Annotated in this window: 25 protein-coding genes and 1 pseudogene; 9 read left to right on the forward strand and 17 right to left on the reverse strand. The window is 70.2% G+C overall.

The window, feature by feature from the left end; all coding sequences use genetic code 11:
• Nucleotides 1–302 precede the first annotated feature (302 nt).
• Nucleotides 303–674, reverse strand: coding sequence for a BlaI/MecI/CopY family transcriptional regulator (locus tag ACFWP5_RS42705; RefSeq protein WP_384169898.1), 372 nt, complete (start codon nucleotides 672–674; stop codon nucleotides 303–305).
• Nucleotides 675–913: 239 nt separating this feature from the next.
• Between ACFWP5_RS42705 and ACFWP5_RS42710 the strand changes: the two genes are divergently transcribed.
• The 3 genes from ACFWP5_RS42710 (at nucleotide 914) to ACFWP5_RS42720 (ending at nucleotide 3,371) form a co-directional block, all read left to right on the forward strand.
• On the forward strand, nucleotides 914–1,993 hold the full coding sequence (locus ACFWP5_RS42710; RefSeq protein WP_384169900.1) for a sodium-dependent transporter: 1,080 nt from the start codon (nucleotides 914–916) through the stop codon (nucleotides 1,991–1,993).
• Between the two features lie 130 nt (nucleotides 1,994–2,123).
• Nucleotides 2,124–2,834, forward strand: coding sequence for a dienelactone hydrolase family protein (locus tag ACFWP5_RS42715; protein ID WP_384169902.1), 711 nt, complete (start codon nucleotides 2,124–2,126; stop codon nucleotides 2,832–2,834).
• Between the two features lie 78 nt (nucleotides 2,835–2,912).
• On the forward strand, nucleotides 2,913–3,371 hold the full coding sequence (locus ACFWP5_RS42720) for a pyridoxamine 5'-phosphate oxidase family protein (protein WP_384169904.1): 459 nt from the start codon (nucleotides 2,913–2,915) through the stop codon (nucleotides 3,369–3,371).
• Nucleotides 3,372–3,384: 13 nt separating this feature from the next.
• Here ACFWP5_RS42720 and ACFWP5_RS42725 read toward each other — a convergent pair whose 3' ends face one another.
• The 9 genes and pseudogenes from ACFWP5_RS42725 to ACFWP5_RS42765 all read right to left on the reverse strand — a co-directional run bounded on the left by ACFWP5_RS42725 (nucleotide 3,385) and on the right by ACFWP5_RS42765 (nucleotide 11,576).
• Nucleotides 3,385–4,290: an aldo/keto reductase gene (locus ACFWP5_RS42725; RefSeq protein ID WP_384169906.1), complete on the reverse strand. Its 906-nt coding sequence runs from the start codon at nucleotides 4,288–4,290 to the stop codon at nucleotides 3,385–3,387.
• A gap of 42 nt (nucleotides 4,291–4,332) precedes the next feature.
• Entirely contained in the window at nucleotides 4,333–5,697 is a 1,365-nt protein-coding gene (locus ACFWP5_RS42730) for an RICIN domain-containing protein (protein ID WP_384169908.1), read from the reverse strand.
• Between the two features lie 136 nt (nucleotides 5,698–5,833).
• Nucleotides 5,834–6,889 (reverse strand): NAD-dependent epimerase/dehydratase family protein, encoded by a 1,056-nt coding sequence (locus ACFWP5_RS42735; RefSeq protein WP_384169910.1) that lies wholly within the window; start codon nucleotides 6,887–6,889, stop codon nucleotides 5,834–5,836.
• Between the two features lie 84 nt (nucleotides 6,890–6,973).
• On the reverse strand, nucleotides 6,974–7,606 hold the full coding sequence (locus ACFWP5_RS42740; RefSeq protein ID WP_384169912.1) for an SRPBCC family protein: 633 nt from the start codon (nucleotides 7,604–7,606) through the stop codon (nucleotides 6,974–6,976).
• The gene (locus ACFWP5_RS42745; RefSeq protein WP_384169914.1) at nucleotides 7,603–7,968 is read right to left on the reverse strand and encodes an ArsR/SmtB family transcription factor; all 366 of its coding nucleotides are present in this window, start codon (nucleotides 7,966–7,968) and stop codon (nucleotides 7,603–7,605) included. The genes ACFWP5_RS42740 and ACFWP5_RS42745 overlap by 4 nt, the downstream gene beginning before the upstream one ends.
• Before the next feature lie 59 nt (nucleotides 7,969–8,027).
• Nucleotides 8,028–9,359 (reverse strand): annotated as a pseudogene (locus ACFWP5_RS42750) (aldehyde dehydrogenase family protein); the annotation flags it as partial.
• Nucleotides 9,360–9,462: 103 nt separating this feature from the next.
• Nucleotides 9,463–10,659, reverse strand: coding sequence for an RNA polymerase sigma factor (locus ACFWP5_RS42755; RefSeq protein ID WP_384169916.1), 1,197 nt, complete (start codon nucleotides 10,657–10,659; stop codon nucleotides 9,463–9,465).
• Nucleotides 10,659–11,015: a YciI family protein gene (locus tag ACFWP5_RS42760; RefSeq protein WP_384169918.1), complete on the reverse strand. Its 357-nt coding sequence runs from the start codon at nucleotides 11,013–11,015 to the stop codon at nucleotides 10,659–10,661. Before ACFWP5_RS42760 ends, ACFWP5_RS42755 begins: the two co-directional genes overlap by 1 nt.
• A gap of 72 nt (nucleotides 11,016–11,087) precedes the next feature.
• A complete protein-coding gene (locus ACFWP5_RS42765; RefSeq protein ID WP_384169920.1) occupies nucleotides 11,088–11,576 on the reverse strand; it encodes a MarR family winged helix-turn-helix transcriptional regulator in 489 nt (162 codons plus the stop codon).
• Nucleotides 11,577–11,687: 111 nt separating this feature from the next.
• Between ACFWP5_RS42765 and ACFWP5_RS42770 the strand changes: the two genes are divergently transcribed.
• From ACFWP5_RS42770 to ACFWP5_RS42785, 4 genes are all read left to right on the forward strand, one after another.
• Nucleotides 11,688–12,770 carry a substrate-binding domain-containing protein gene (locus ACFWP5_RS42770; protein ID WP_384169922.1) on the forward strand — a complete coding sequence of 361 codons (1,083 nt, stop codon included), beginning with the start codon at nucleotides 11,688–11,690 and terminating at the stop codon, nucleotides 12,768–12,770.
• 213 nt (nucleotides 12,771–12,983) lie between these two features.
• Entirely contained in the window at nucleotides 12,984–14,681 is a 1,698-nt protein-coding gene (locus tag ACFWP5_RS42775; RefSeq protein WP_384169924.1) for a purine-cytosine permease family protein, read from the forward strand.
• A 91-nt stretch (nucleotides 14,682–14,772) separates the two neighbouring features.
• Nucleotides 14,773–15,807: an acyl-CoA dehydrogenase family protein gene (locus ACFWP5_RS42780; RefSeq protein ID WP_384169926.1), complete on the forward strand. Its 1,035-nt coding sequence runs from the start codon at nucleotides 14,773–14,775 to the stop codon at nucleotides 15,805–15,807.
• A gap of 143 nt (nucleotides 15,808–15,950) precedes the next feature.
• Nucleotides 15,951–17,183, forward strand: coding sequence for a GNAT family N-acetyltransferase (locus ACFWP5_RS42785; RefSeq protein ID WP_384169928.1), 1,233 nt, complete (start codon nucleotides 15,951–15,953; stop codon nucleotides 17,181–17,183).
• 86 nt (nucleotides 17,184–17,269) lie between these two features.
• Here the strand turns inward: ACFWP5_RS42785 and ACFWP5_RS42790 are convergent, their stop codons facing one another.
• From ACFWP5_RS42790 to ACFWP5_RS42815, 6 genes are all read right to left on the reverse strand, one after another.
• A complete protein-coding gene (locus ACFWP5_RS42790; protein ID WP_384169930.1) occupies nucleotides 17,270–18,412 on the reverse strand; it encodes an LLM class flavin-dependent oxidoreductase in 1,143 nt (380 codons plus the stop codon).
• A gap of 35 nt (nucleotides 18,413–18,447) precedes the next feature.
• The gene (locus ACFWP5_RS42795; RefSeq protein WP_384169932.1) at nucleotides 18,448–19,644 is read right to left on the reverse strand and encodes an SfnB family sulfur acquisition oxidoreductase; all 1,197 of its coding nucleotides are present in this window, start codon (nucleotides 19,642–19,644) and stop codon (nucleotides 18,448–18,450) included.
• A gap of 5 nt (nucleotides 19,645–19,649) precedes the next feature.
• Nucleotides 19,650–20,204: an NADPH-dependent FMN reductase gene (gene ssuE / locus ACFWP5_RS42800; RefSeq protein WP_384169934.1), complete on the reverse strand. Its 555-nt coding sequence runs from the start codon at nucleotides 20,202–20,204 to the stop codon at nucleotides 19,650–19,652.
• A 61-nt stretch (nucleotides 20,205–20,265) separates the two neighbouring features.
• A complete protein-coding gene (locus tag ACFWP5_RS42805; protein WP_384169936.1) occupies nucleotides 20,266–21,483 on the reverse strand; it encodes an acyl-CoA dehydrogenase family protein in 1,218 nt (405 codons plus the stop codon).
• Nucleotides 21,484–21,513: 30 nt separating this feature from the next.
• On the reverse strand, nucleotides 21,514–22,635 hold the full coding sequence (gene sfnG, locus ACFWP5_RS42810) for a dimethylsulfone monooxygenase SfnG (RefSeq protein ID WP_384169938.1): 1,122 nt from the start codon (nucleotides 22,633–22,635) through the stop codon (nucleotides 21,514–21,516).
• 120 nt (nucleotides 22,636–22,755) lie between these two features.
• The gene (locus ACFWP5_RS42815) at nucleotides 22,756–22,839 is read right to left on the reverse strand and encodes a putative leader peptide (RefSeq protein WP_351305882.1); all 84 of its coding nucleotides are present in this window, start codon (nucleotides 22,837–22,839) and stop codon (nucleotides 22,756–22,758) included.
• A 137-nt stretch (nucleotides 22,840–22,976) separates the two neighbouring features.
• Here ACFWP5_RS42815 and ACFWP5_RS42820 point away from each other — a divergent pair, with 137 nt between their 5' ends.
• The gene (locus tag ACFWP5_RS42820; protein WP_384169940.1) at nucleotides 22,977–23,888 is read left to right on the forward strand and encodes a LysR family transcriptional regulator; all 912 of its coding nucleotides are present in this window, start codon (nucleotides 22,977–22,979) and stop codon (nucleotides 23,886–23,888) included.
• A gap of 50 nt (nucleotides 23,889–23,938) precedes the next feature.
• Here ACFWP5_RS42820 and ACFWP5_RS42825 read toward each other — a convergent pair whose 3' ends face one another.
• On the reverse strand, nucleotides 23,939–24,127 hold the full coding sequence (locus ACFWP5_RS42825; RefSeq protein WP_384169942.1) for a hypothetical protein: 189 nt from the start codon (nucleotides 24,125–24,127) through the stop codon (nucleotides 23,939–23,941).
• A gap of 191 nt (nucleotides 24,128–24,318) precedes the next feature.
• Here ACFWP5_RS42825 and ACFWP5_RS42830 point away from each other — a divergent pair.
• Nucleotides 24,319–24,696, forward strand: a 378-nt coding sequence (locus ACFWP5_RS42830; RefSeq protein ID WP_384169944.1) for a deoxyribodipyrimidine photo-lyase, incomplete at its 3' end; no start/stop codon positions are given.

Genomic DNA, 24,696 nt, shown 5'->3' on the forward strand with positions numbered 1-24,696 from the left:
CCGAGGACGAGCGCGCAGGCGACCTGCGCGAAGAGTGAGGTACGCAGTATGCGTGCGACGCGTCGCGGCAGGGGCGGGACGGACGGCGGCACGGGTCTCCGTGCGGGTTCCGGTCGGTGGGATTGACGGGTGAGGTTATACGTAAAACGTCGCGGACGCCAGTCGGATCCGGAGGGGGTGGGCCGCGCGGCTACGGAGGTGCCGGGGAGTCAGGGTCGGCAGGGCGGATGCACAGGCCGACGGAGCGAATTCCACCACTCACCCGTCCCTGTAGCCCACCGGACTTCACCGCTCGCCGGACTTCACACCTCACCGGATTCCAACAGGTCCCGCAGCACCCGCTCGTCATCAGCACTGAGCTGAGCGACGAACCGGGCGAGCACCGTCTCCCGGTCCCCGTCCCGGTCGAGTTCCGTGTGCATACGGCGGGCCGTGAGCCCCTGCGCGTCCTGCACCGGAAAGTACGCGTACCCGCGCCCCTGACGCCGACGCTCCACGACGCCCTTGTCGTGCAGCCGGGTCAGGATCGTCGTCACCGTGGTGCGGGCCAGGCCCGTGCCGAGGTTCAGCTGCACCTCCCCGGGGGTCTGCGGGTCGCCGGCGGCCCAGAGGGCGGCCATGACGGTGGCCTCCAGCTCACCCGCCGGTCGGCGTTCGTCCTTCTCGTCGGCCATGGGAACGATCCTCACCCCGTCTTCGTCTACAGTCCAGTAGACCGTCTACAGAATTGTAGTCACTCGGGTGCCGTCTCGTCACCGCGCCCGTGTGCCCATTTCCGCCCGCCCATTATGGAAGGGACCGTCGACGATGACCGCAGGGCTTCGCACACTCATCCCCTCGCGCGCGTCAACGACCTTCCACGCGATACCGGCGCTCCGTCTCCGCCCAGGTCCTACGACGGAAGAGCGCCGCGATGTGTCCCCACTCATCCAGGATCCCCGCCGGGTTTCCCTCCGTACCCCACCTGCTCGCCCTGCTCCGCCGCAACCTGGGCCGAGCCGTCGCCGTGTCGTATCTCGCCGCGGCGGTGCTGCCCGGCCCCGGCCTGTGGCTCCGGCACCCACATGCGACGGGCATCGCCGAACTGTCCCTGCGGACACCCCAGTTACTCCTCGCCCTGGTCCTGTTCGGCGCCGGCCTCCAGGTCCCGCTGCGTGAACTGCGGTTGCTTCTACGGCGTCCTGCCGCCCTGCTCGCGGGCCTCGCCCTGCACATCCTGGTGCCGCTGCTGATCGTCCCCGGGGTGGCCCTGGCGCTGCGGCTGTCGCCGGACCACGACGGCGGCAGCGGCATGATCGCGGCGATGATCCTCGTCGTCGCCATGCCGATCGCCGCCGGGGCGACGGTGTGGACCGCGAAGGGGGACGGCGACCAGCCCACGGCCGTCGGCCTGGTGCTCGCCTCCACCCTGGTCAGCCCGCTCACCGTCCCGCTCACCCTGGCCGTCCTGTGCCCGCTGCTCCAAGGCGACTACGCGGGCAGACTCGCCGTCGCCGCCCTCTCGGCCGGGGACGCCTTCGCCCTCACCTCGGTCGTCCTGCCGTGCGCGGCGGGCATCCTGTGCCGGCTCGTGCTGCCCCGACGCGCGCTCGACGGACTCATCGGCGTGGCCGTACCCGCTACGCTCCCGGGCTCGCTGCTGCTGACGTACGTCAACGCCAGTGGGGTACTCGGCCCCTTCCTGCGCCACCCGCGCCCGGTGCTCCTGCTGGCCGCGCTCGCGGTCGCCGCGACGGTGTGCGGGCTGTCCTTCACCCTGGGCCGGGTGGCAGCACGGGTCCTGCGCCTCGACGCCCGGGCCGGCGCCTCGGTGACGCTGGCTTGCGGGATGAACAACAGCAGCGCGAGCGCGGTGCTCATCACGACGACCCTGCCCGACCGTCCGCACATCCTGCTGCCGGTGCTGGCGTACGGGCTGCTGCAGAAGGTGGCCGCCGGACGGGTGGTCCGGATAGGGCAGGAAGCGAACCCGGCGCCGACCCGCACCGGATAGCCGATCCGCACCCGATAAACGGAGGAGGGGCCGGGGCGCCCCCCGAACCCGGCCGTGACAGGCTGGGGATCACGTCGGGCCCGCCCCGACGACGCCCCCACCGAGCACCGCCGTACAGGAGTTGAGCGCCATGTCCTCCGAGCTGCCGAAGTCGACCGGAGCCCCGGCCCACCAGAACGTCACCTTCCCCAGTGCCGGAGGCACCGCCCACGGCTATCTCGCGCTGCCGCCGTCGGGGAGCGGACCGGGCGTGATCGTCATCCAGGAGTGGTGGGGCCTGACCGACCACATCGCCGACGTGGCCGACCGGCTCGCCCAGGAGGGCTTCGTCGCGTTCGCCCCCGACCTCTACGGCGGGAACGTGGCGCACGAGAGTGACGAGGCCCTGCGGATGATGCTGGCCCTCCCGGTCGCCCGCGGTGTCGAGCTGCTCTCCGGCGCGGTCGACCACCTGCTCTCCCTGCCCGAGGTCACCTCGGACACGGTCGGCGCGGTCGGCTTCTGCATGGGCGGCGGCTTCGTGCTGTACCTCGCCGCGGCCGACCCGCGCGTGAGCGCGGCGGTGCCGTTCTACGGCGTGATCCAGGGCGAACTCCCCGACTTCTCCGGCCTGAAGGCACAGATCCTCGGCCACTACGGCGAGTTGGACGAGAGCATCCCGGTACCGGGCCTCGAAGCCCTGAGCAAGACCATCCAGGACCAGTCCGGCATCACCCCGGACCTCCGCCTCTACCCGGCGGGCCACGCCTTCTTCAACGACGGCCGCCCGGTCTACGACGCCGACTCCGCCACGCGCGCCTGGGCGAGCACGGTGCCGTTCCTGCACGAGCAGCTGGGCTGACGCTCCGGCCCCCTCGGGCCAAGGTCCTACGACCCCGGCCCGAGGCGCCGCGCGGGCGGCGCCGGTAGCGTCCCGGGCATGAAGATCACCGGGCCGCCCCGCGGCCCCGAAGAGCGCAGGCGTGACGTACTGGTCCGGCTGGAGCGGGAGTTGGACATCTGGGTGGCCTCGGCGGACGCCGACGGGGTGCCCTGTCTGGTGCCGCTGTGGTTCGTCTGGGACGGTCGGTCCGTCTGGCTGTCCACCCGGGCCACGAACCCCACGGGCCGCAATCTCAGTGCTGGGCGGCGGACACGGCTCGCCTTCGCGGACACCCGGGACGTCGTGCTCATCGACGGCGACGCGACGGCCTTCACCGCCCAGGACGTCCCGGCCGCCGCGGCCGAGGCCTTCCACGCGAAGTACGGCTGGGACCCCCGCGAGGACCGTGCGCCCTACTCGTTCTTCCGGGTGCGGCCACTGGCCGTCCAGGCGTGGCACGAGCAACGCGAGCTGCCCCAGCGCCATCTGATGCGGGACGGCACCTGGGTGGCCTGAGCCCCGCCGACGCTCAACCGGCCTTCCTGTGCAGCTCGTTCAGCCGAGCCAGGTCGTCCTCGGTCAGGCGGATCGCGCCTGTGGCCACGTTCTCGGTGAGGTGGTCGGGGTTGCCCGTGCCCGGGATGGCAAGCACGTGCGGGCCCTGCGCGAGGGACCAGGCGAGGCGGATCTGGGCGGGGCTGGCATCGTGGGCGCCCGCGATGGTCAGTACCTCGTCGTCGTGGGCGGTGGTGGCGCCCTGCGCCCCGGCCTCGCCCGCGATGGCGAAGAACGGGACGAAGGCGATGCCCTGTTCCCCGCAGATCCGCAGCATCTCGTCGGTGTCGGGGCTGGACGAGTCGAGCCCGAACCGGTTCTGCACACTCACCACGGGCGCGATCTCCTGCGCCTCTGCCAGGTGCCGCGGCTCGACGTCGGAGATCGCGAGGTGCCGGACCAGGCCCTCCTCGCGGAGTTCGGCGAGGGCGCCGAAGTGCTCGGCGATCGAGTCCTGCCGCATCCGGCGGAGGTAGACCACGTCGAGGTGGTCGCGCCCCAACTGGCGCAGGTTCTCCTCGACATGGCCGCGCAGGTCGTCGGGGCGGGCCGAAGTCCCCCACTCCCCCGAGTAGTTCCGGAAGGGACCGACCTTGGTGGCGATCACGAGGTCGTCGGCGTAGGGGGCGAGTGCGGAGTTGATGAGTTCGTTCGCGGACCGCAGGGACGAGAAGTAGAAGGCGGCCGTGTCAATGTGGTTCACACCGAGCTCGATCGCCTTGCGCAGCACGGCGATCGAGCGGTCGCGGTCGCTCGGTGTCCCGAGGTTGAAGGCTGCGTTGCCCGTCAACCGCATCGCGCCGAAGCCGATGCGGTTGACGGGCAGGTCGCCGAGTTTCCAGGTGCCCGCGGCGGCCGCGGTGATCTTCTCAGAGGTCATCAGCGGAGTTTCGCACACCCCCGCCGCACGGCCGCCCGCACTTTACGGATACGTGTAGCTGTTCAGGGAGTTGACGGCGGAAGTCGGGTCACCGAGGTCGTAGCGGTCCACGGCAAGGAAGTTGGGCTTCTTGCGGGCGGCCGGCTGGCAGAACCGCTGGGCCCGGTCGAGGACCTTGGTGTTGTCGGTCTGCGCCGTGCCGGCGATCGTCGCGTCACGGAAGTGGTTCATGACGAACAGCGGGCGGAACCCCGAATACGTCTGCGTCAGCGGGACGTTGAGGTCGCTGCCGTACCAGCGGCTGTAGCAGGACCAGTCGGAGGAACTCGCGCCGGAGCCCATCGACCAGTAGTTCTCGACGGTCCACTCACGTTGGTACATCACGCCGAAGCTGTCCCGGGTCAGTCCCGCGGACTCGTCGGAGGCGCGGCTGTGATCGGTGAAGATCAGCAGCCGGTGGTTGGCGGCGATCAGGTCGGCCATCTTCGGCCAGCCGTTCTGCCGTACACCGGTCTGGTCGGGGCGGTACAGCACGTCGTACAGGCCGTTGACGCGGGCGAGTTCGCTGCGCAGGACGCCGGGGTCGACGTAGTCCTCCAGGAAGACGGTGACGAACTGGTCGGGGTGGGCCTTGAGGAAGTCGACCATGCGCTGGAGGTCGACGTTCAGGGCGACCGGGCTGCTGACGAGAGTGCAGCTGTCGTGGCAGAGGATCGCGCCGTCGGAGGTCTGGTGGATGTCCAGCATGAACCCCCTTACTCCGTCGGAGAGTTGCTGGTTGATACCCCTGGACTGATTCGGGAAGAAGTTCACGAAGGGCGGGGCGAAGCCGCCGTCGACCCCGTTGGCGTAGGCGTTGTGCGCGGTGAGGAACGTGACCTGGTCCAGGGTGCGTTGGTCCTGGGCGGGGATGGGCTGGGTGGGTGAGGTGATCGGCGTGAGATACCAGGAGGCGAGACCGCCGGAGGAGCCGATGGCCAGCTGGGCCGGGTAGTTGGCGCCGGTGGGCTTGGCTCCCACGGTCAAGTAGCTTTCCGCGCCCGGGACTTTGAGCGTGTACTGGTCGCCGCCGGCCGGCGTGATCTGCCAGGCCGCGTCGGCGCTCGTGCAGGCGACGGTCCTCGCCTGGGCGCCCGAGCGGCCCAGACAGCTGCCGGGCGTGTCGGTGCTCTCCAGGACGTACGACGATCCGCTCGTCCGGAGGTTCCACTGCTGGTGGTCCTCGTTGCCCTTGGGGTTGTGCTGCTCCACCGCTCCCCCCTTGTCGGCCGCGTCGAGCCCGGTCGTGGCGCTCTGGACGTAGTAGGTGCCGGGGGCGGGAACCGCGTCGGCGGCTCCGGCCGGTGGAGCGACGATCGCCGCCGACAGCGCGGCGGCGACGGCGAGCAGGGCGTGGGGGGTTCGCATGGGTGCCCTTCGGTTCGAGTGTGGTCAGGCTCATGACACCGAAAAGGTGATCGGGCCACACCCAAGCGCCTTTGGTCTGAACCAGTCAAGAGGCGTGACCCGTCGGTGGAGTGAACGGCGAAGGACGAGACACCGGTCAGCGTGTCTTCCTCAACTGCCGCCAGGCCAGGTGGTGATCGCGGAGGGTCTCCTCCAACGGCCGGTAGGTGATGCCCAGTTCCTTCACGCCGCGCCGGTTGTCGACCGTGAACCTGATCCCGAGGTGCTTGCGGATGTAGTCCTGGGTGAGCCCGAACACCGGGCCGAGGACGCGCACCGGCCAGTGCGGCAGGGCGTGCCGGGGCAGCCGGTAGTCGCGCGGGAAGCGCTGCCGCAGGGCGCGTGACATGTCGAGGAAGGACGCCATCCGGGCCGCGGCGACGATGTAACGGCCGTGCGCGTCAGGGTTCTCCGCCGCCGCGATGTGCGCGCCCGCGACGTCCCGCACGTCGGCGACGGTGAAGCTGAAGTCGGGTGCCCCGTAGAAGAAGTAACCCTTGAACAGTTCGTCGAGGAGGAAGAGGCTGCCGGAGTCGGAGGCCGGGGTGAGTGAAGGGCCCAGGATCAGGCCGGGGTTGACGGCGACCATGCGCCAACGGCCCTGCGCCTGTTCGGCGTCCCAGGCGGCGCGCTCGGCGACCGTCTTGGCGTAGTGGTAGGGGTTGTTCTCGACCGTGCTGGTGGTGTTGAAGTAGTCCTCGGAGAGGGTCTCGTCCTTCATGTTCAGTACGTCGGCGTAGTCGCCGAAGATCGCGCCGACCGTCGAGGTGAACACCAACTTCTCGACGGTGGGCGTACGTTCGATGCCGGCGAGGACGTTCCGGGTGCCGGTGAGCGCGGGCTCGACGACGTCCTTCCGACCGTCCTTGATCTTCTCCGGCATCAGGAACGGCGAGGCCACATGGAACACGACCCGGCAGCCGTCCATCGCCGCGTCGAAGGAGCCCTCCGCCAGCAGATCGGCCTCGAACAGCTCGAGCGCGCCCGGGAATTGCTCCCCCATGGCCCGCAACGGCGCGACCTTCGCCTCGTTGCCGAGGGACCGCACGGTGGTGCGCACCCGGTAGCCGCGCTCCAGCAACTGCCGGACCAGATGGCTGCCGACGAATCCGCTGCCGCCGGTCACCAACACCGTCTCGCCGCCGACACTCATTCCTGGCTCCGATCACCCGTGGCATCCAGCGCGCACGCTACAACGGTGATCGGTGCCAGGTCAGCGCTTCGGTCGCTACGACCCTCAACTCCCCGCCCCTGTATAGGCGGCCGTGGTCCGGTCGGCGGACTCGCGGGCCACCGTCTCGTCCTCGCCGCCCGCGACGTTCGCCGCGCACCACGCCTCGCTGCTCGCCGTGACGAAACGGCGGCCCTCCTCGGAGGCCAGCCAGACCATGGCGTCCTCGGGCTTCACGGAAGGGGTGCCCGACAGGTTGCCGTCGAGCCCCAAAAGGATCGAGTCCCAGCCGACGCCCACCGCGCCGGGCCCGAACTCGGCCCACTTCGTGTCGTCGACATGGGCGATGTGCTCCAACTCGAAGCGCGTCCCGTCGCCCTCCGGCGTCAACCGGAGTTCGATCCAGCTCACTTCACCGCCGAACTCCCAGGTCGCGAAGAAGGTGTTGGGCGGCTCGCAGCGCTCGACGGTGCCGCCCGCGTTGCCCTGCAACTGGTACTTCCCGCCCGAGCGCAGTTCGCCGGTGACCGGCAGGAACCAGCGCGGGATGCGCTCGGGATTGGTACAGGCGTCCCAGACGTCGTCGACCGGTGAGTCGTAGGACCGGCTCAGGGTCACCACGCGGGCCTCGCCGGCCTTGAAGTCGCGTCGGCCGACCCGGCGGCTCACGGCGTTGATCTGGTGGGTGACGTCGATCATGTGGTGCTCCTCGGGGTGTCGTCGTCGGCCTCGCGGAGCCGGCGTTCGCGCTTGCCCCGGGCCAACTCGGTGGCCAGGGCGTCCAGATGAGGGGTCCAGTAGCGACGGAACCGGTCGAGCCAGGCGTCGATGTCCCGCAGCGGCTCGGAGTTGACCGCATACAGGCGCCGGGTGCCGTCCGGCCGTACCGTCGCGAAACCGTTCTCCCGCAGCACCTTCAGATGCTGGGAGACCGCGGGCTGCGTTATCCCGAACTCCCGCCGCACGACATCACTGACCGTGCCGGCGGGCTGCTCGCCCTCGGCGAGCAACTCCAGGATGCGGCGGCGCACGGGGTCTCCGAGCACATCGAAAGCGTGCATGAGCACCAACGTATCACCGGCCACTTATATAAGCGACCGGTGATAGAAGAGGCCGCCGGTCAGGCGAGCGGCTTCTCCAGCAGCGCCTTGCGGTGGCTGAACGTCTCGATCGAGTAGCGGCCGTGGTAGTTGCCCATACCGCTCTCCCCCACACCGCCGAACGGCAGGTCGGAGACGGTGAGATGGGCGAGCGGGAGGCCGTAGCCGACGGCGCCGGAGGAGGTCTCGGCGGCGATCCGGGCGCGGGTGCCGTCGGAGTCCGTGAAGACGTACAGGGCGAGGGGCTTGTCGCGGTCGTTGATGAAGTCGATCGCCCGGTCGAGGTCGGGGACGGTGACGATCGGCAGGATCGGGCCGAAGATCTCCTCCGCCATGACGGGCGCCTTCGGGTCCACGTCGGCGAGCACGGTCGGCGCGATGTACTTGTCCGCGCGGTCGCTGCGTCCGCCGACAACGACCCGGCCGGAGTCGAGCAGTCCGGCGAGCCGGTCGAAGTGGCGCTCGTTGACGATCCGGCCGTACTCGCCGGAGGTCTGCGGGTCGGCGCCGTAGACCTTCTCGACCGCGCTCACCAGCAGGGGTTCGAGCGCGGCGGCGGTCTCCGGGTCGGTCAGGACGTAGTCGGGGGCGACACAGGTCTGGCCGGCGTTGAGGAACTTGCCGCGCGCCAACCGGTCGGCGACGACGGCGAGATCGGCGTCGCGGTCGACGAACGCCGGTGATTTGCCGCCGAGTTCGAGGGCGACCGGGGTCAAGTGCTCGGCGGCGGCGCGCAGGACGATGCGGCCGACGGCGCCGTTGCCGGTGTAGAAGATGTGGTCGAAGTGCTCGGCGAGCAGGGCCGTGGTCTCGGGGATGCCGCCCTCGACGACGGCGACCGCGTCGGTGTCCAGGTAGGCGGGCAGCAGCCGGGCGATGGCCGTGGAGGTGGCCGGGGCCATCTCGCTGGGCTTGACGACCACCGCGTCACCCGAGGCGAGTGCGCCGACGACCGGGGTCAGCAGCAGCTGCACCGGGTAGTTCCAGGGGGCGATCACGAGGACGACGCCGAGCGGGTCGTACTGCGTCCAGGCGGTCGCGTCCGTGCCGAGGTGGGCCGGTACGGGTGCGGACTCGGGACGGAGCCACTCGTCGAGGTGGTCGAGGGTGTGGTCGATCTCGCGGATCGTGAAGCCGATCTCGGTGCGCTGGGACTCGGCGGTGCTCTTGCCGAGGTCGGCGTGGAGGGCGGCGGCGAGGTCGTCGCCGTGCTCCGTGAGCAGCTCGCGCAGGCGGCGCAGCTGGGTGGTGCGCCATTCGACGGGCTTGGTGCGGCCGGTGCGGAAGGTGGCGCGCAGCCGGGCCACGATGTCGGCGGGCTGCTCGGGGCTGGACTGGTTCACGGTGCCTCGCTGCTGGTGCGTGGGGGTTCTCGACGGTCAGGTGTATATACCAACCATTCATACACCAGGAAAAATTCCGGTGCGGACATGGTCACCCTCCGCACCGCGACTGTCACATCCGAACGAGTTCCCGGCGGCGTCGTTCCAGGTAGCCGCGTTCCGCCGCGCTTCCGGTGCGGGCGATGGCCGCCTCGTACGCCCGTACCGCCTCGGTGTCACGGCCCAGCCGGCGCAGCAGGTCGGCGCGCACGGCGTGCAGGACGTGGTAGTCGTCGAGGTCCAGCGCGTCCACAAGGTCGAGGGCCTTGCGCGGGCCGTCGACCTCGGCGACGGCGACGGCCCGGTTCAGGGCGACGACCGGACTCGGGGCGACGGCCGTCAACTGGTCGTACAGCTGGAGGATCTGCCCCCAGTCCGTCGCGTCCGCGGTCGGTGCGTCGCTGTGTACGGCGTTGATCGCGGCCTGGATCTGGTAGGGCCCGGGGTTGTTCAGCCGTAGACACCGCCGTACGAGTGACTGGCCGTCGGCGATCAGCTCGCCGTCCCACCGGTCGCGGTCCTGCTCGGGCAGCGGCACCAGCTCACCGTCCGCGCCCTCCCGGGCCGCCCGGCGCGACTCGATCAGCAGCATCAGCGCGAGCAGGCCGGTGACCTCGGGCTCGTCCGGCATCAGCTCGGACAGGAGGCAGCCGAGACGCAGGGCTTCGGCGCACAGTTCGGGCGAGTCCGTGTAGCCCTCGTTGAAGATCAGGTAGACGACGGCCAGGACGCCCCCCAGCCGGTCGGGGAGGTCGGCGTCGCGGGGCACCCGGTACGGGATCCGTGCGTCGCGGATCTTGGCCTTGGCGCGGACGAGGCGCTGGGCCATCGTCGGTTCCGGCACCAGGAAGGCGCGGGCGATCCGGGCGGTGGTGAGTCCGCCGAGCAGCCGCAGGGTGAGCGCGACCTGCGCCTGGGTGGCGAGCGCGGGGTGGCAGCAGGTGAAGATCAGGCGGAGCCGGTCGTCGCGCACGGGTCCCTCCTCGGCGGGCGCGTCGGACGCGTACAGCAGGGCGGCCTCGCTGTGGCGGGCCTCCCGTGAGGACTCACGGCGCAGCCGGTCGACCGCGCGGTTGCGGGCGGTCGTGATGATCCACCCGGCCGGGCTCGGCGGCACACCGGTCTCCGGCCACTTCTGTACGGCCGTGGTGAAGGCGTCCTGGACCGCTTCCTCGGCGAGGTCGATGTCGCCGAGGAAGCGGACCAGGACCGAGACCGCCCGCCCGTACTCGGCACGGAAGACGGCCTCGATGTCGGTGTCGAACGGCATCAGTCCTCGGCCGTGTTCATGAAGGGGCGCACCTCGATGGGCAGGGTGGTGGCCCAGGTCGCCCGCTTCCCCCATTCCAGGGCCGCGTCCAGGTCGGCCGCCTTGATCAGGCAGAGCCCGCCCAGATACTCCTTGCCCTCGGCGTACGGGCCGTCGGTGATCAGCACGTCGCCGTCCTTGGGGCGCAGCACGGTCGCGGTCTCCGGCCCGTGCAGTCCGCCGGCGAAGACCCAGGCTCCGGCGGCCTGCAGTTCGTCGTGGAAGACCTCCAGCTTGTGGACGATCTCCGCCATCTCCTCGGGTGAGGGCATCTGTCCGTCGGTCGGGGTGATCACGCTGAGCAGGTAGTGCTGCATGACGTCCTCCATGGCGTCGGGTGTTCTCTCACCTCCTACACGAACGCCATGGTGCCGGATCGACACCTCGCCTCAGGAAACCGGCAGGATTTTCTCCGCGGGGCCGTCCGGGACGTCGTCCCGGGTCTCTGCCGCAGGGTCTTGGTCGAGGGCCGCCGTGAGCCGGGCGAGCAGTCGGACGAGGTCGCCGTGGTCGTCGATCGCGTCGAGGAGGCGGGTCTGGTCGGTGAGGAGGCGGTGGGCGGCGCGCTGGTGGAGGGTGCGGCCGCGGGTGGTGAGGTGGAGCAGGACGCGGCGGCGGTCGGCCCGGTCGGGGCGGCGGTGGACCAGGTTGTCGGCGACCATCCGGTCCACCAGCTTGGTCAGGCTCGGCGCCGGCATCAGCACCTGGTCCGCGATCTCGGTCATCGGATGGCCCTTGCCGTCGGCGATGACCGAGAGGACGCGCCATTGCTCGACCGAGCAGTTCTCCTCGGCCAGTACGGCGGTCATGCGCAGGCCCAGTCGCCGCTCGGCGTGACTCAGCAGGTGGGCGAGGCCCGGCGACGGTACGGACGACATTGCCGCTGTCCTTCCGGTAGGTCTACTGTGCGGTTCAGATTACGAGCCTCTGCGAGGGCGCCGGGGCCGGGACGGGTATCCGTGCCCTCACGCCCTCACGGAGGTGGTCCTTTGCATCCGCTGCCGCCCGGGAGGATCAGCGGCCCGATCAGGACTCTGGTCGTGGCACTGGTCGTACCCCTGCAAGGCCCGGCGGGCGTCTTCGGCCCGTCCTGCGAACTGGCCGCACAGCTCGCCGTGGAGGAACTCAACGCCACCGGCGGCGTGTTGGGCCGCGAGGTCCGTCTCGTCGTGGTCGACGGCGGCGCGCCCGCGGAGCGGGTGGCGGCCGAGGTCGAGGTCCTGGTGTCGATGCGCGCGGTCGACGCGGTGGTCGGCTGGCACACCTCGGCGGTCCGCGAGGCACTGGTGCCGCGCATCGCGGGCCGGGTGCCGTACATCTACACCGCGCAGTACGAGGGCGGTGAGCGCACGCCCGGGGTGTTCCTGACGGGCGAAACCGACGCGGCCCAACTCCTGCCCGCGATGCGGCTGTTGGCGGAGGAGACCGGCGTACGGCGCTGGTGCACGGTGGGCAACGACTACGTGTGGCCGAGGGTGACCGCCCGGGCCGCGCGTCGCTACGCCCGTGACTGCGGCGGCCGGGTGCGGGACGAGGTGTTCGTGCCGCTGGAGACCTACGAGTTCGGGCCGGTGCTGCGGCGCGTCGAGCAGTGTGAGGCAGACGCTGTCCTGATGCTGCTGGTCGGGGACGACGCGGCGCGCTTCAACCGGGCGTTCGCCGCGCACGGGCTGCATCAGCGGTGTCTGCGGCTGAGCACGCACATGGACGAGAACATCCTGCTGGCCACCGGCGCGGAGGCCACCGAGGGACTGTGGGCGGCGGCCGGCTACTTCGAGACCCTGGCGACCGCCGAAAGCCTTGATTTCAGCGGGCGTTACGCGGCCCGGTTCGGTGTGGAGGCACCCGTCGTGGGCAGCCTCGGCGAGTCGTGTTTCGAAGGCGTACGACTGCTCGCGGCACTGGCCGAGCAGGCGCGGTCGCTCGATGTGGGCGCCATGTGCGCGGTGGGCGGCACCGTCTCGTACGAGGGCCCTCGGGGCGTACTGCGTCTGCACGGCAATCACCTCCGCCAACGGCTGTACCTGGCGCGGGCGGACGCCTTCGACTTCGACATCGTCGCCCAACTCTGACCTCCGCCACCTGCTCGGGCCGAGACTACCTTCCCGCAGGAATAGTTTCCACAGGAAGCATTGATTAAATCTACGCGCGTCGCCAAAAGAATTTTGAAATCCCTTCCATTTAAAGCAGGCGAAACGGTCAGGAAACAATTCGGCGTGACTCTTCCGTCCAACTCCCCCGGGCCGTCCGGGAGATGACCCACACCCGTGGAAGAGGGAAGTGTCGTGACGGAGATCGTCGACAAAGAGGCGCCGGCAACGGCTGCCGGACGGACCTACAACGACTGGGCGAAGAACGACACGTTGGAGGACTACTCGCTGCGCTACGCGCCGAAGTCCTTCCGCCGCTGGACGCCCTACGTGGTGGCCACCACCGCCCTGGGCGGTATCGCGTACCTCGCCGACTTCGCCATCGGCGGTTCCATCGCGATCTCCAACGGCTTCTCCAGCGCCATGGTGGCGATCCTGGCCGCGGCGGTGACGATCTTCCTCACCGGCATCCCGATCTCGTACTACTCGGCCAAGTACTCCATCGACATGGACCTGTTGACCCGGGGCGCGGGCTTCGGCTACCTCGGCTCGACCCTCACGTCGGTCATCTACGCCAGCTTCACCTTCATCTTCTTCGCCCTAGAGGGCTCGATCATGGCGCAGGCGCTGGACCTGGGCCTGCACATCCCCCTCGCCGTCGGCTACTTGATCTGCTCGCTGATCATCCTGCCGCTGGTGATCTACGGCATGACCGCGCTCTCCAAGATGCAGGTGTGGACCCAGCCGGTGTGGCTGGTGCTGATGGTCGCGCCGTTCGTGTCCATCGCGATCCAAGAGCCGGGCAAGTTCTCGGAGTTCACGCACTTCGCGGGCAACTCCCCCACCGGTTCCAGCATCAGCATGCTCGGTGTCGGCGCGGGAGCGGGTGTGGCCCTCTCGCTCATCGCGCAGATCGGTGAGCAGGTCGACTACCTGCGCTTCATGCCCGACAAGACGCCCCAGAACGCGAAGAAGTGGTGGGGCGCGGTGCTCTCGGCGGGCCCGGGCTGGGTCGTCCTCGGTGCGGCGAAGCAGATGGGCGGCGCCTTCCTCGCCTTCTACATCGCCGGCAGCGTGGGCCTGGCCAAGGCCAACGAACCGATCCAGCAGTACGTGTCCGGCTTCAAGACCTTCGCCGCTCCGGTCGCCCTGGGGCTGGCCACGTTCTTCGTGATCCTGTCCCAGGTGAAGATCAACTCGACCAACGCGTACTCCGGTTCACTGTCCTGGTCGAACTTCTTCTCCCGCCTGACACACCGTCACCCGGGCCGCGTGGTCTACATCTTCCTCAACGTCGGCATCGCGCTGGCCCTGATGGAGGGCGGCGTCTTCGGCTTCCTCAACACGGTCCTCGGCTTCTACTCCAACGTGGCGATCGCCTGGATCGGCGCGGTCGTCGCCGACCTGGTCATCAACAAGCCGCTCAAACTCAGCCCGTCCTACATCGAGTTCAAGCGCGCCCACCTGTACAACTTCAACCCGGTCGGCTTCGGCTCGATGCTCATCGCGTCGGCGGTCTCCATCGCCGCGTACTTCAACGCGTTCGGTGACTACGCCAAGGCGTACTCCCCCTTCATCGCCCTGTTCCTGGCGATGGTCCTCTCGCCCCTGTTCGCGTACCTCACCAAGGGCAAGTACTACATCGCCCGCCTCGACGACCTGGAAGAACCACTGCTCGACGCGGACGGACTCCCCTCGGCCGTCATCCTCAACTGCACTGTCTGCACAACGGACTTCGAACGCCCCGACGTGGCGAACTGTCCCTTCCACTCCGGCCCGATCTGCTCCCTGTGCTGCAGCCTGGAGAAGGACTGCCACGACTCCTGCAAGAGCGCACCCGGCGCCACGGGCACGGTCGACCTGGCGATGCCGGCCGTCCGCTCGGCGGACTGACCCCCGCGTTCCCACCGCGGCGGCCCGTGTCCTACGACACGGGCCGCCGCGTCGCGCGTGGCCGACCCGTCCGATCGGGAGAATCTCCCGCATGACCTCCCACTTCCTCGTCACCCGCGCCCGACGACTCGCGGACGACCTCCTCGCCCCACACGCCGAACAAGTCGACCAGGAGGGCGTCCCGGCGAGCCACATCGAGGCGATCAAACGGTCGGGTCTGCTGGGCGTGAGCGCACCCGTGGCCCACGGCGGCTCGGCGGCCCCCGGCGCGGTGGCGAGGGAGACGGCAGAAATCCTGGCCGGGGCATGCTGCTCGACCTGGTTCGTACAGACCCAGCACCACACACCGGTCATGACACTGGCGAAGAGCGAACTGCCGGTACGGGAGCGCCTGTTGGGTCCACTCGCGCGAGGCGAGCTGATGTCAGGGGTGGCGTACGCACACCTGCGGGCGTACCCCCGGATCCCGGTACGGGTCACGCGCGAACGCGGCGGCCGGCGCTTCGACGGGACGGTGCCCTGGTACACCGGCTGGGGCCTGAACGACGTGATGCTGCTCGCGGGGGTGACGGACGCGGACGAGGCACTGTTCGCGTTCACCGAGGCGCGGGAACAGGAGGGGCTACGGCCGTCCGCCCCGATGCGCCTGGCCGCGCTCACCGCGTCTCGGACGGTGTCGCTGGAGCTGGACGGCCTGTGGCTCCCCGAGGAAGCGGTGGCCCTGCGCGTGCCGTTCGCGGAGTGGGCGAAGGCCGACCGCCCGAAACCGACGAACGCCTCACCGGCGGTCTTCGGCGTCGCGGAGGCGGCCCTCGCCCTCCTGGACAACGACACCTCCGCTCCGATCCGCACCCGCCTGGACGAGGTACGCAAGCAGGCCTACGCCCTGGCCGACCACCCGGTACCGCACGAGCACTTGGGGGAACGGCTGGCGCTCAGGACGCAGGCGTACGAGGTGCTGATGACGGCGACCACGGCTGCGGTGGTGGCCGGAGGCGGCAGGTCTCTGTCCTTGACGAGCAAGGCCCAACGTCTCGCGCGGGAGGCCCTGTTCCTCCTGGTTCAGGGCCAGACGACAGAGTCGAGAGGGGCCCACCTGAAGGCACTGGCCGACTCTGCCGCCTAGGGCGGACGACACGTCGGCTGGCCGGTCTTCAGGGGCGGTGGTGTGACCGGCCGTAATTCGCTTGACCCGGTCACGGGGCGACGCTGCACTGTGGCGGGACACCACGGGAGGTGGTGCCGGTATCCGGGGAGGCAGCGGCAGCGATGGAGATCCGTCCCACGACCGACGAGGACCTCGACGTCTTCGTCGACACGGTCCATGCCGCGTTCGGGCTCTTCCCGGAAACCCCGGTCGAGGGTGGCGGGCTGTGGTGGTCGGCGCTCGAGATGGACCGCTGTCTGCTCGCCCTGACGGCGGACGGGCGGCCCGTCGGCACCGCGGCCACGTACCCCTTCGAGCTCACCCTGCCCGGTGAGACCCTCGTCCCGGCCCCCGGGGTGACCGCCGTCGGCGTCCTGCCTTCGCACCGGCGCCGGGGCGTGCTCAGCGCGATGATGCGGCATCAGCTCGCGGAGCTGCGGGCCCGCGGGGAGATCCTGTCCGTACTGCTGGCCTCCGAGGCCGCGATCTACGGCAGGTTCGGCTACGGACCGGCGACCTACACGTCACGGCTGACGGTGCAGCGCCACCGGGCCGCCCTCGCCGTTCCCCGGGCGCGCGGAGTGGCCGACGCGCCGGCGACCGGCCCGGACAACCGCTCAATCGAGGTGCTGCGTCGTGCCGAGTGCGGCGAAATCCTGGAGGAGGTCTACGACCGGTACCGCCGCGCCCAGCCCGGCGCGCTGTCCCGGCCGCACCGCTGGTGGGCTCTGCGCGCGGGGCAGCCCCCGATCTCGCCGGCGCCGCGCTACATCGCCCTCCACCGGGACGCCGACGGCGTGCCGGACGGGTACGCCGGCTACTCGATTGGTGAGGGCAAGACCTTGACGGTCGACGAGACCATCGCCGCCGACGACGCCGTGTTCACGGCCTTGGCCCGGTTCGTACTCGGACACGACCTGGTCTCTCAGGTCGTGTTCAAGCACGTCCCGCCCGGCCACCCGCTGCCCTGGCAGCTCGCGGACTTCCGCGCCGGTGAGCCGAGCGGCGACACGGACTGGCTCTGGGTGCGGCTGCTGGACGTCCCGCGTGCGCTGACCGCGCGCGGCTGGTTCACGGACGGCGAACTCGTCCTCGCCGTCGACGACCCGTTCCTCGACGACCACGGCCGCTACCTGCTGACCGTCCGGGACGGCAAGGCCGACTGCGTGCCGACGGGCCGGGAGCCCGACCTGTCCCTGGACGTGTGCGATCTGGGCTCGGTCTACCTCGGCGGCACCGCCCCGAGCACGCTCGTGCGGGCCGGCCACATCCGGGCCCACCGCCCGGGCGCGGCCGCCCTCGCCGACGCCCTCTTCCGCGCCGACCGCTCCCCGCACTGCCTGCACTGGTTCTGACCACGCGCCCGCCGAGCCTCGCAACGGCGTTCAAACGGCGCGGAGTTGAACCGTAGCCGCGAGCAACCACGCTCAACCGGCGCCCATCAACTGGCGAACGGCACCTGTGCCGCAGAAACCCGCTGCTCACCGACAGGGTGCTGCCACACACCGTCCGCCGCCAGCCTGGGCAGCACGCCCTCCCCGAACCAGTACGCCTCCTCAAGGTGCGGATACCCGGACAGCACGAACTCCTCGATCCCCAGCGCCGCGTACTCCTTGATCCGCTCGGCGACCTCCTCGTGGCTGCCGACCAGCGCCGTCCCCGCGCCGCCCCGGACGAGCCCGATCCCGGCCCACAGGTTGGGATGGATCTCCAGCCCGTCCCGACTGCCGCCGTGCAGCGCCAGCATCCGCTGCTGCCCCTCGGACTCGCTCCGAGCGAGCCCGGCCTGTACGGACTTCACGGTCTCGGAGTCGAACCCTTCGAGCAGCCTGTTCGCCTCGGCCCAGGCCTCCGCGGACGTGTCACGCGTGATCACATGCAGCCGGATACCGAACCGGAGCGTCCGCCCCTCCTTCGCCGCCAGCCCCCTGACCCAGGCGATCTTCTCGGCGACCTGGGCCGGTGGCTCACCCCAAGTGAGGTACACGTCCACGTACTTGGCGGCGATCTCCCCCGCGATCGGCGACGATCCCCCGAAGTACACCTCGGGCACCGGGTCGGGCAGCCGCGCGAGTTTCGCGTCCTCGACGCGCAGATGCTTACCCGCCAGATCGACGGTCTTGCCGTCCCACAACTGCCGTACGACCTCCAGGAATTCGCCGGTACGACGGTACCGGTCGTCCTTGTCGAGGAAGTCCCCGTAGGCCCGCTGCTCGTGGCTCTCGCCGCCGGTGACGACGTTGAGGAGCAGCCGTCCGCCGGTCTGCCGTTGGAACGTGGACGCCATCTGGGCGGCGAGCGTCGGTGAGACGAAGCCGGGCCGGAAGGCGACCAGGAACTTCAGGCGTTCGGTGTTCTGGCTGACCATCGCGGTGGTGAGCCACGCGTCCTCGCACCAGGCACCGGTGGGCGTGAGGGCGCCCACGAAACCGAGGTCCTCCGCCGCGCGGGCGATCTGGCTCAGGTAGGCGACCGTCGGCGGCCGGTCCCGGCCGGAGACGGTGGCGGGGGTGCCGTGACCGCCGCCCACGACATGGCGGCTGTCCCCGTTGGTGGGGAGGAACCAGTGGAAGGTGAGGGACACGTGGGGTCTCCGATCCGGTCTGTCCTGCGGGTGGGTTAGAGGAGGCCGTGGCGGGGTGGCCTGGTGCCGTTCAGCACGTACCGGCCGATGTGCTGGATCTTCCAGCGCGCCGGGTCGTGCAGGGTGTGCGTACGGGCGTCGCGCCAATGCCGGTGCAGATTCAGCGAGTTGAGGGCGGAGCGGGTTCCCGATACCTCGAAGAGGGCGCCCGCCACCTCCACGGCGGTCTGCGCCGCGTGCACCTTGGCCGCCGCGACGGCGATGGAGGCCTCCGCCGCCGAGTCGTCGTTGAGGTCGGCGCGCGCCGCGTCGACGGCCCGGGCGGCCTGGATCAGCAGGGCCTCGGACGCCCTTACCTGGATGGCGAGTTCACCGAACCGCTGGATCAGCAGCGGGTCCTCGGCGGCGGTCTCGACCCCACTCTCGAACCAGGGGCGGCTCTTCGTCCGGACGAACTCGGCGGCCTCGGCCAGCGCTCCCCCGGCGATCCCGGCGTCGATGGCCGCGTGCAGCAACTGGGCGACGGCACCGTGGAGTTGGGGGCCCTCGAAGGTGAGGTGGTGCGGCAGGACACGGTCGGCGGGGACGGCGACCGCCTCCAGCCGGACCGTGCCGCTGGCCGTCGTACGCTGGCCCATTCCGTCCCAGTCGTCGACGACCGTGACGCCCTCGGCGTCGCTCGGGACGTAGGCGACATGGAGGTTGTCGTCCTCGGTGCGGGCGAGGACGGGGATCCAGTCGGCGAAGAGGGCGCCGGTGGAGTAGTGCTTGACGCCGGTCAGTCGGTACGAGCCGTCGGGCTGCGCTGTCAGCCGGGTGCGGATGTCCTGGACGTGTTTGGTGCCGGCCTCCGACTGGGCGTTGCCGAAGCGGCGGCCTGCGAGGAGTTCGGCGAAGAAGAACTTCCGCTGATCCGGGGTGCCCTGACGGCGGATCACATTGACGTAGGCGAAGTGGCTCTGCGGGATCTGGGCGAGGCTGCCGTCGGCCGAGCCGAGCAGGCGGAAGATCTCGGCGAGGGTCTCCGCGCCGACGTCGGCGCCACCGTGGTCGGCGGGCACGGTGACGGCGAGCAGTCCGGAATCGGACAGCCGGTCCAACTCGGCGCGCGGGAGCCTGCGTTCGGTGTCGCGCGCCGATGCACCGGCCCGGAACTCGTCGGCGAGCGCGGCGGCGAGGGCGAGGGCCTCGGCGTCGTCGGCGATCACGTGGGCGGTCGCACGGTCGGTCATGGTGGTCAGCTCGCCGCGGCCAGGAGCGGGGTGCGGCCGAGGGCCGCCGAGAACTGGTCCACCACCTGGATGAGCGCCTCGGTGGTGGCCGGGGCGACGGTGAGCGAGCCGTCCTCGTGGGCGGTGATGTCCTTGTCGAGGGTGAACCAGCCCTGCACTATGTGGGCCGCACCCATGGAGTTCAGCACCGGGCGGAGCGCGTAGTCGATGGCGAGCACATGTGCGGTGGACCCACCGGTGGCGAGCGGCAGCACGGTCTTGCCGGTCAGCGCGTACTGCGGGAGCAGGTCGAGCAGCGCCTTGAGGACTCCGGAGTAGGAGGCCTTGTAGACCGGGGTGCCTACGACCACTCCGTCGGCGCGGGCGAAGAGTTCGGTGGCCTCGACGATGGCCGGGTGGCGGAAGTCCGCGCCGAGCAGGGCCTCGGCGGGGATGGTGCGGACGTCGAGCGGAATCACCTCGTGGCCCTGGGCGATCAGCCGCTTGTCCAGGTGCCGTAGAAGGCGATTGGTGCGGGAGGAGACGGAGGGACTGCCGGAGACGGACAGGACGGTGGCCATGGGTCCTCTTTCGGGGAGGCGGGGCGCCCGCTCAAGTGGCGGGCGCCCCGGGGCAGTTCGGTCAGGAGTACCAGGTGGGTTCGGGCAGTTCGCCCTCCAGGACCCAGCGGCCGACCTCGCGCCGCTTGTAGGCGACCGGGTCGTGCAGGGTGTGGGTGCGGACGTTGCGCCAGAAGCGGTCGAGGCCCTCGGAGGTGGCGGTGGAGCGGGCGCCGGTGACCTCGAAGATGCGGTTGCCGATCTCCAGGGCGACATCGGTCGCGCGTGCCTTGACGGCCGCGACCCGCACCTCGAAGTCGCCGCGTGTCTTCTCGGTGACGGCGTCGGGGTCGTCGTGCAGTTTCTGTCCCTCGGCGGCGACTGTGTCGGCGAGGGCCTCGACCGCCCAGAGCTTCGCGGTGAGGTCGCCGTAGGTGTCGATGACGTAGGGCTCGTCGACCGCGCGCTCGTAGCCGCCGTGCAGCCAGGAGCGGGCCTTGGTGCGGGTGTAGGTGGCGGCCGTCTCCAGGGCTCCGGCCGCGATGCCCAAGTAGAAGTTGACGAAGACCAGTTGGATGGTGGGGACGTTGAGGGTGTTGTAGGTGCGCGGCCGGAATTCCTTGTCGACGTAGCCGGCCGCCGAGGACCAGGGGGTGCGGACGCCGTCGAGGATGACGCCGCCGCTCTCGGTGAGGCGCTGGCCGATGTTGTCCCAGTCGTCGAGGAAGGTCAGGCCCTCGCTGTCGGAGGGCACGATGGCGAAGACGTGCTGTTCGGTGCCTTCCAGGACGCCTTCGAGGACGGTGACGTCGGAGACCTTGCTGCCGGTGGAGAAGGACTTGCGGCCGGTGAAGACGAGGTCGTCGCCGTCCTCGGTGACGGTGACGTCCTTGTCGCGCGGGTTGACGGCGCCGCCGAAGAACCACTGGTTGCGGGCGGCCTCGGCCTCGACGTGCTCCCACTGGTCGCGGGTGCCGACGAGGCGGGCGGCCCAGTTCCACAGGTAGTGGTAGCCGAGGAGTTGGCCGATGGAGCCGTCGGCCTTGGCGATCTCGCGGACGACGCGGTAGGCGGTGGGCCAGTCCTGGCCTCCGCCGCCGTGCTCCGTGGGGCCGAGCAGGGTGACGAGGCCGGAGTCCTTGAGGAGTTGGACCTCGGCGTAGGGGGTGGCGCCGGCCCGGTCGCGGGCGGCGGCGTCGGTGTCGAGGAGGGCGGCGACCTCGGCGGCGCGGGCGATCCAGTCCTGGGCGGACTGCGGGGCCGGGCGGGTCTGCCAGTCGGTGGGCGTGACGGTGCTCATGCTGGGGTCCTCTTTCGCAGTGGGGTGCGATCAGGCGTGCACGGAGACGGACTCGGCCTCGCCGTCGGGGAGTTGGGCCTCCAGTTCGCGCACGAGGGGCAGCACCCGCTTGCCGAAGTACTCCACCTCCTCGTGGTAGTGGAGGAATCCCAGCAGGAGAAGGTCCACGCCCAACTTCTTGTAGGCGACGATCCGTTCGGCGATCTGCTCCGGGGTGCCGATGAGTCCCGTACGGAATCCGTCGTTGTACTGCACGAGATCCTCGAACGAGGAGTCCTGCCACATGCCCTTGCCGTCGGCCGAGGACTGCCCGGCCTGCTTCACCGCGGCCCCGAAGCCCTCGACGGCCTCGCGGTCGGCCTTGGCGACGATCTCCCGGAGCGTGTCACGGGCCTCCGCCTCGGTGTCGCGGGCGATGAGGAAGCCGTTGAGGCCGAACTTCGGTGCGGTGCGGCCGACTTGCGCGGCCGAGTGGCGTACGTCGGCGAGCTGCTCGGTGACGCCGTCGAAGTCCTTGCCGTTGGAGAAGTACCAGTCGGAGACCCGGCCGGCCATCGCGCGGGCGGCGGTGGAGTTGCCGCCCTGGAAGATCTCGGGGTGCGGTCGTTCGGGGGTGTTGAGGGGCTTGGGCTTGAGGGAGAAGTCGCGCAACCGGTAGAAGTCTCCGGCGAGTTCGGTGTGGTCCTCGGTCCAGATCTGGCGCAGGGCCTGGATGAACTCCTCGGAGCGGCGGTAGCGCTCGTCGTGTTCCAGCCAGGGCTCGCCAAGCGCGGTGAACTCGCCCTTGAACCAGCCTGAGACGACGTTGACGGCGAAGCGGCCGTTCGACAAGTGGTCGGCGGTGGCGCCGAGTTTGGCGAGGACACCCGGGTGCCACAGGCCGGGGTGGACGGCGGCGATGACCTTCAGGCGCTGGGTGGCGAGGAGGAGAGCGAGGCTGAAGCTGGTCGACTCGTGCTGGAACTCGGCGCCGTAGCTGGCCATGTAGCGGACCTGGCTGAGCGCGTACTCGAAGCCGTTGTTCTCGGCGAGGACGGCGAGTTCGCGGTTGTACTCGTAGCCCCAGTCGGTGCGTTGCTCGATCTTGCTGGTGACGAGTCCCCCGCTGACGTTGGGGACCCAGTAGGCGAATTTCACGGGCTCTGCGGGCATGCGGAACTCCTGTTGCGGAATGCGTTTTCGGGCACGCCGAATCCGGCCGGTGCGAATTCCGGCGAATATCAGACGGGAGGGAAAAGGGAGCGGCGGATCACAGGACGGAGATGACGGGGATCAGGCCGCGGTGCAACAGGAGGCGCTGGAGACGCGCGCGAGGTCGACATGGCGTCGCCGCGTGAGGTCCAGTCGCATCATCATGCCGTCGATCGTGGCAGCCGTCGGCGGGGACCGTCAAGGAAAACCCGACCGGTCTCGTATCGCGGACCATTGAATTTCACGAACGTGTGACAGGGAAACCCTTGAACAGGCCGGGAAATCTGCCGCATTCTGCGGGCATGCGGACCGAACAGCTGGAATACATAGCGGCCGTGACCCGGCTCGGCTCCCTGCGCCGGGCCGCCGAGGAACTGCGCCTGTCGCAGCCCGCGTTGAGCGAGACCGTACGGAATCTCGAACGTGAACTCGGCGTCGATCTCCTGGAGCGCAAACGGTCCGGCGCGACGATGAGCGCGGAGGGCCGGGAGCTGCTGCCGAAGATCGTCGACGTGCTGGACGCGGTGGACCGGCTGCGGGCCGCGGCGGGCGAGCAGCACCGGATCAGTCGCATGGTGCGGGTGGGCACGGTCAACGCGGCGACCGTGCCGCTGCTGCTTCCCGTCGTGCGCGAGTTCCGTGCCTCGCATCCGCTCACCCAGGTCGAGGTGGTCGGTGCGCAGCAGACCGACATCCACCGGGCGCTGTCGGAGGGCGGGTTCGATCTCGGGCTGGTCAATCACCTGGACGGCGACGACATGCCGGCCGACTTCGAGTCCACCGAGCTGCTGTCCGGGCTGCCGGTGGTGTGTGTGCGTCCGGACAGCCCGCTGGCGTCGCGGCCGACCGTCACTGTGGACGAGCTCCTCACCGAGCCGCTGATCGGTATGCGTTCCGGCTATGTGATGCACCGCTATGTCCACCGGCTGTTCGACGGTCGGGATCCGGCCTTCGCGTACTCGACCGACGGCGCCGAGATGGGCAAGCTCATGGTCGCGGAGGGGCTGGGGGCGACGGTCCTGCCCGACTTCAGCGTGGTCGGGGACCCGCTGGAGCGGCTCGGCGCGATCACCTACCGGCCGATCGCCGGCGACACGGCCCGCGTCCTGCTGATGCTGCGCCGCCGCCGCGCGGAGTCCGTTCCGCAGGCGGCCGGGGACCTGCACGAGGCGTTCGTACGACGGGCACGGGAGCTGAGCGGAGCGCGCGCCTGAGACAGTGGTCGTCGCCCAAGCGGTCGTCGCCTGAGGCGGTGGTCGTAGGGTCAGTCCTCTTCGCCCACCGGAACCACCACGAGGAACGCGTCGGACTTCAGGTCCATGACGACCCTGGCGGGCTCACCCTCGGCGCGGCGCCGGGCCGCGAACTCCTCGGCAGGCCATGATCCGCGCGGAGCCCCCGCCGAAAACCGCTTCAACACCTTCGCGCCCATGTCCGCAGACACCTCCAGCATCGTTCTTCGACTCCCCTCGGGGACCGTCGTACCTGTTCACCTGCCCCCGATCGACACCGACATGCCAAGTTCCGTCGGCGGCGGGACGGCTCCGGGAGCGCGTACGCCCGTCGGGTGACAACCGCATCCGCCGGGCGCGCCGGACCGGAAGCACCTCACGACCCCCTCTCCCGTCTCCCGGAGTGCGCACCATGAACGTCTCGGTCGTCCTGTTCACCGCCGACCTGCGTCTGCACGACCATCCCGCGCTGCGCGCCGCCGCCGAGGCGCGCCAGGTGGTCCCGCTGTTCGTCCGCGACCGGGGTGTGGCGGACGCCGGGTTCGCCGTGCCCAACCGGCTGGCGTTCCTCGCCGACTGTCTCTGCGACGTCGACGCGGGCCTGCGCGAGCGGGGCGGCCGTCTGGTGATCCGGTCCGGTGACGTCGTCGGCGAGGTGTGCAAGGCGGCCGCCGAGACGGACGCCGACGAGGTGCACATGGCGGCCGACGTCAGCGACTACGCGCGGCGGCGCGAGCAGCGGCTGCGGCGGGCGCTGGAGGCGGAGGGGCGGCGGCTGCACGTCCACGAC

It is taken from the genome of Streptomyces sp. NPDC058469, assembly GCF_042721125.1.
Lineage (GTDB): Bacteria > Actinomycetota > Actinomycetes > Streptomycetales > Streptomycetaceae > Streptomyces.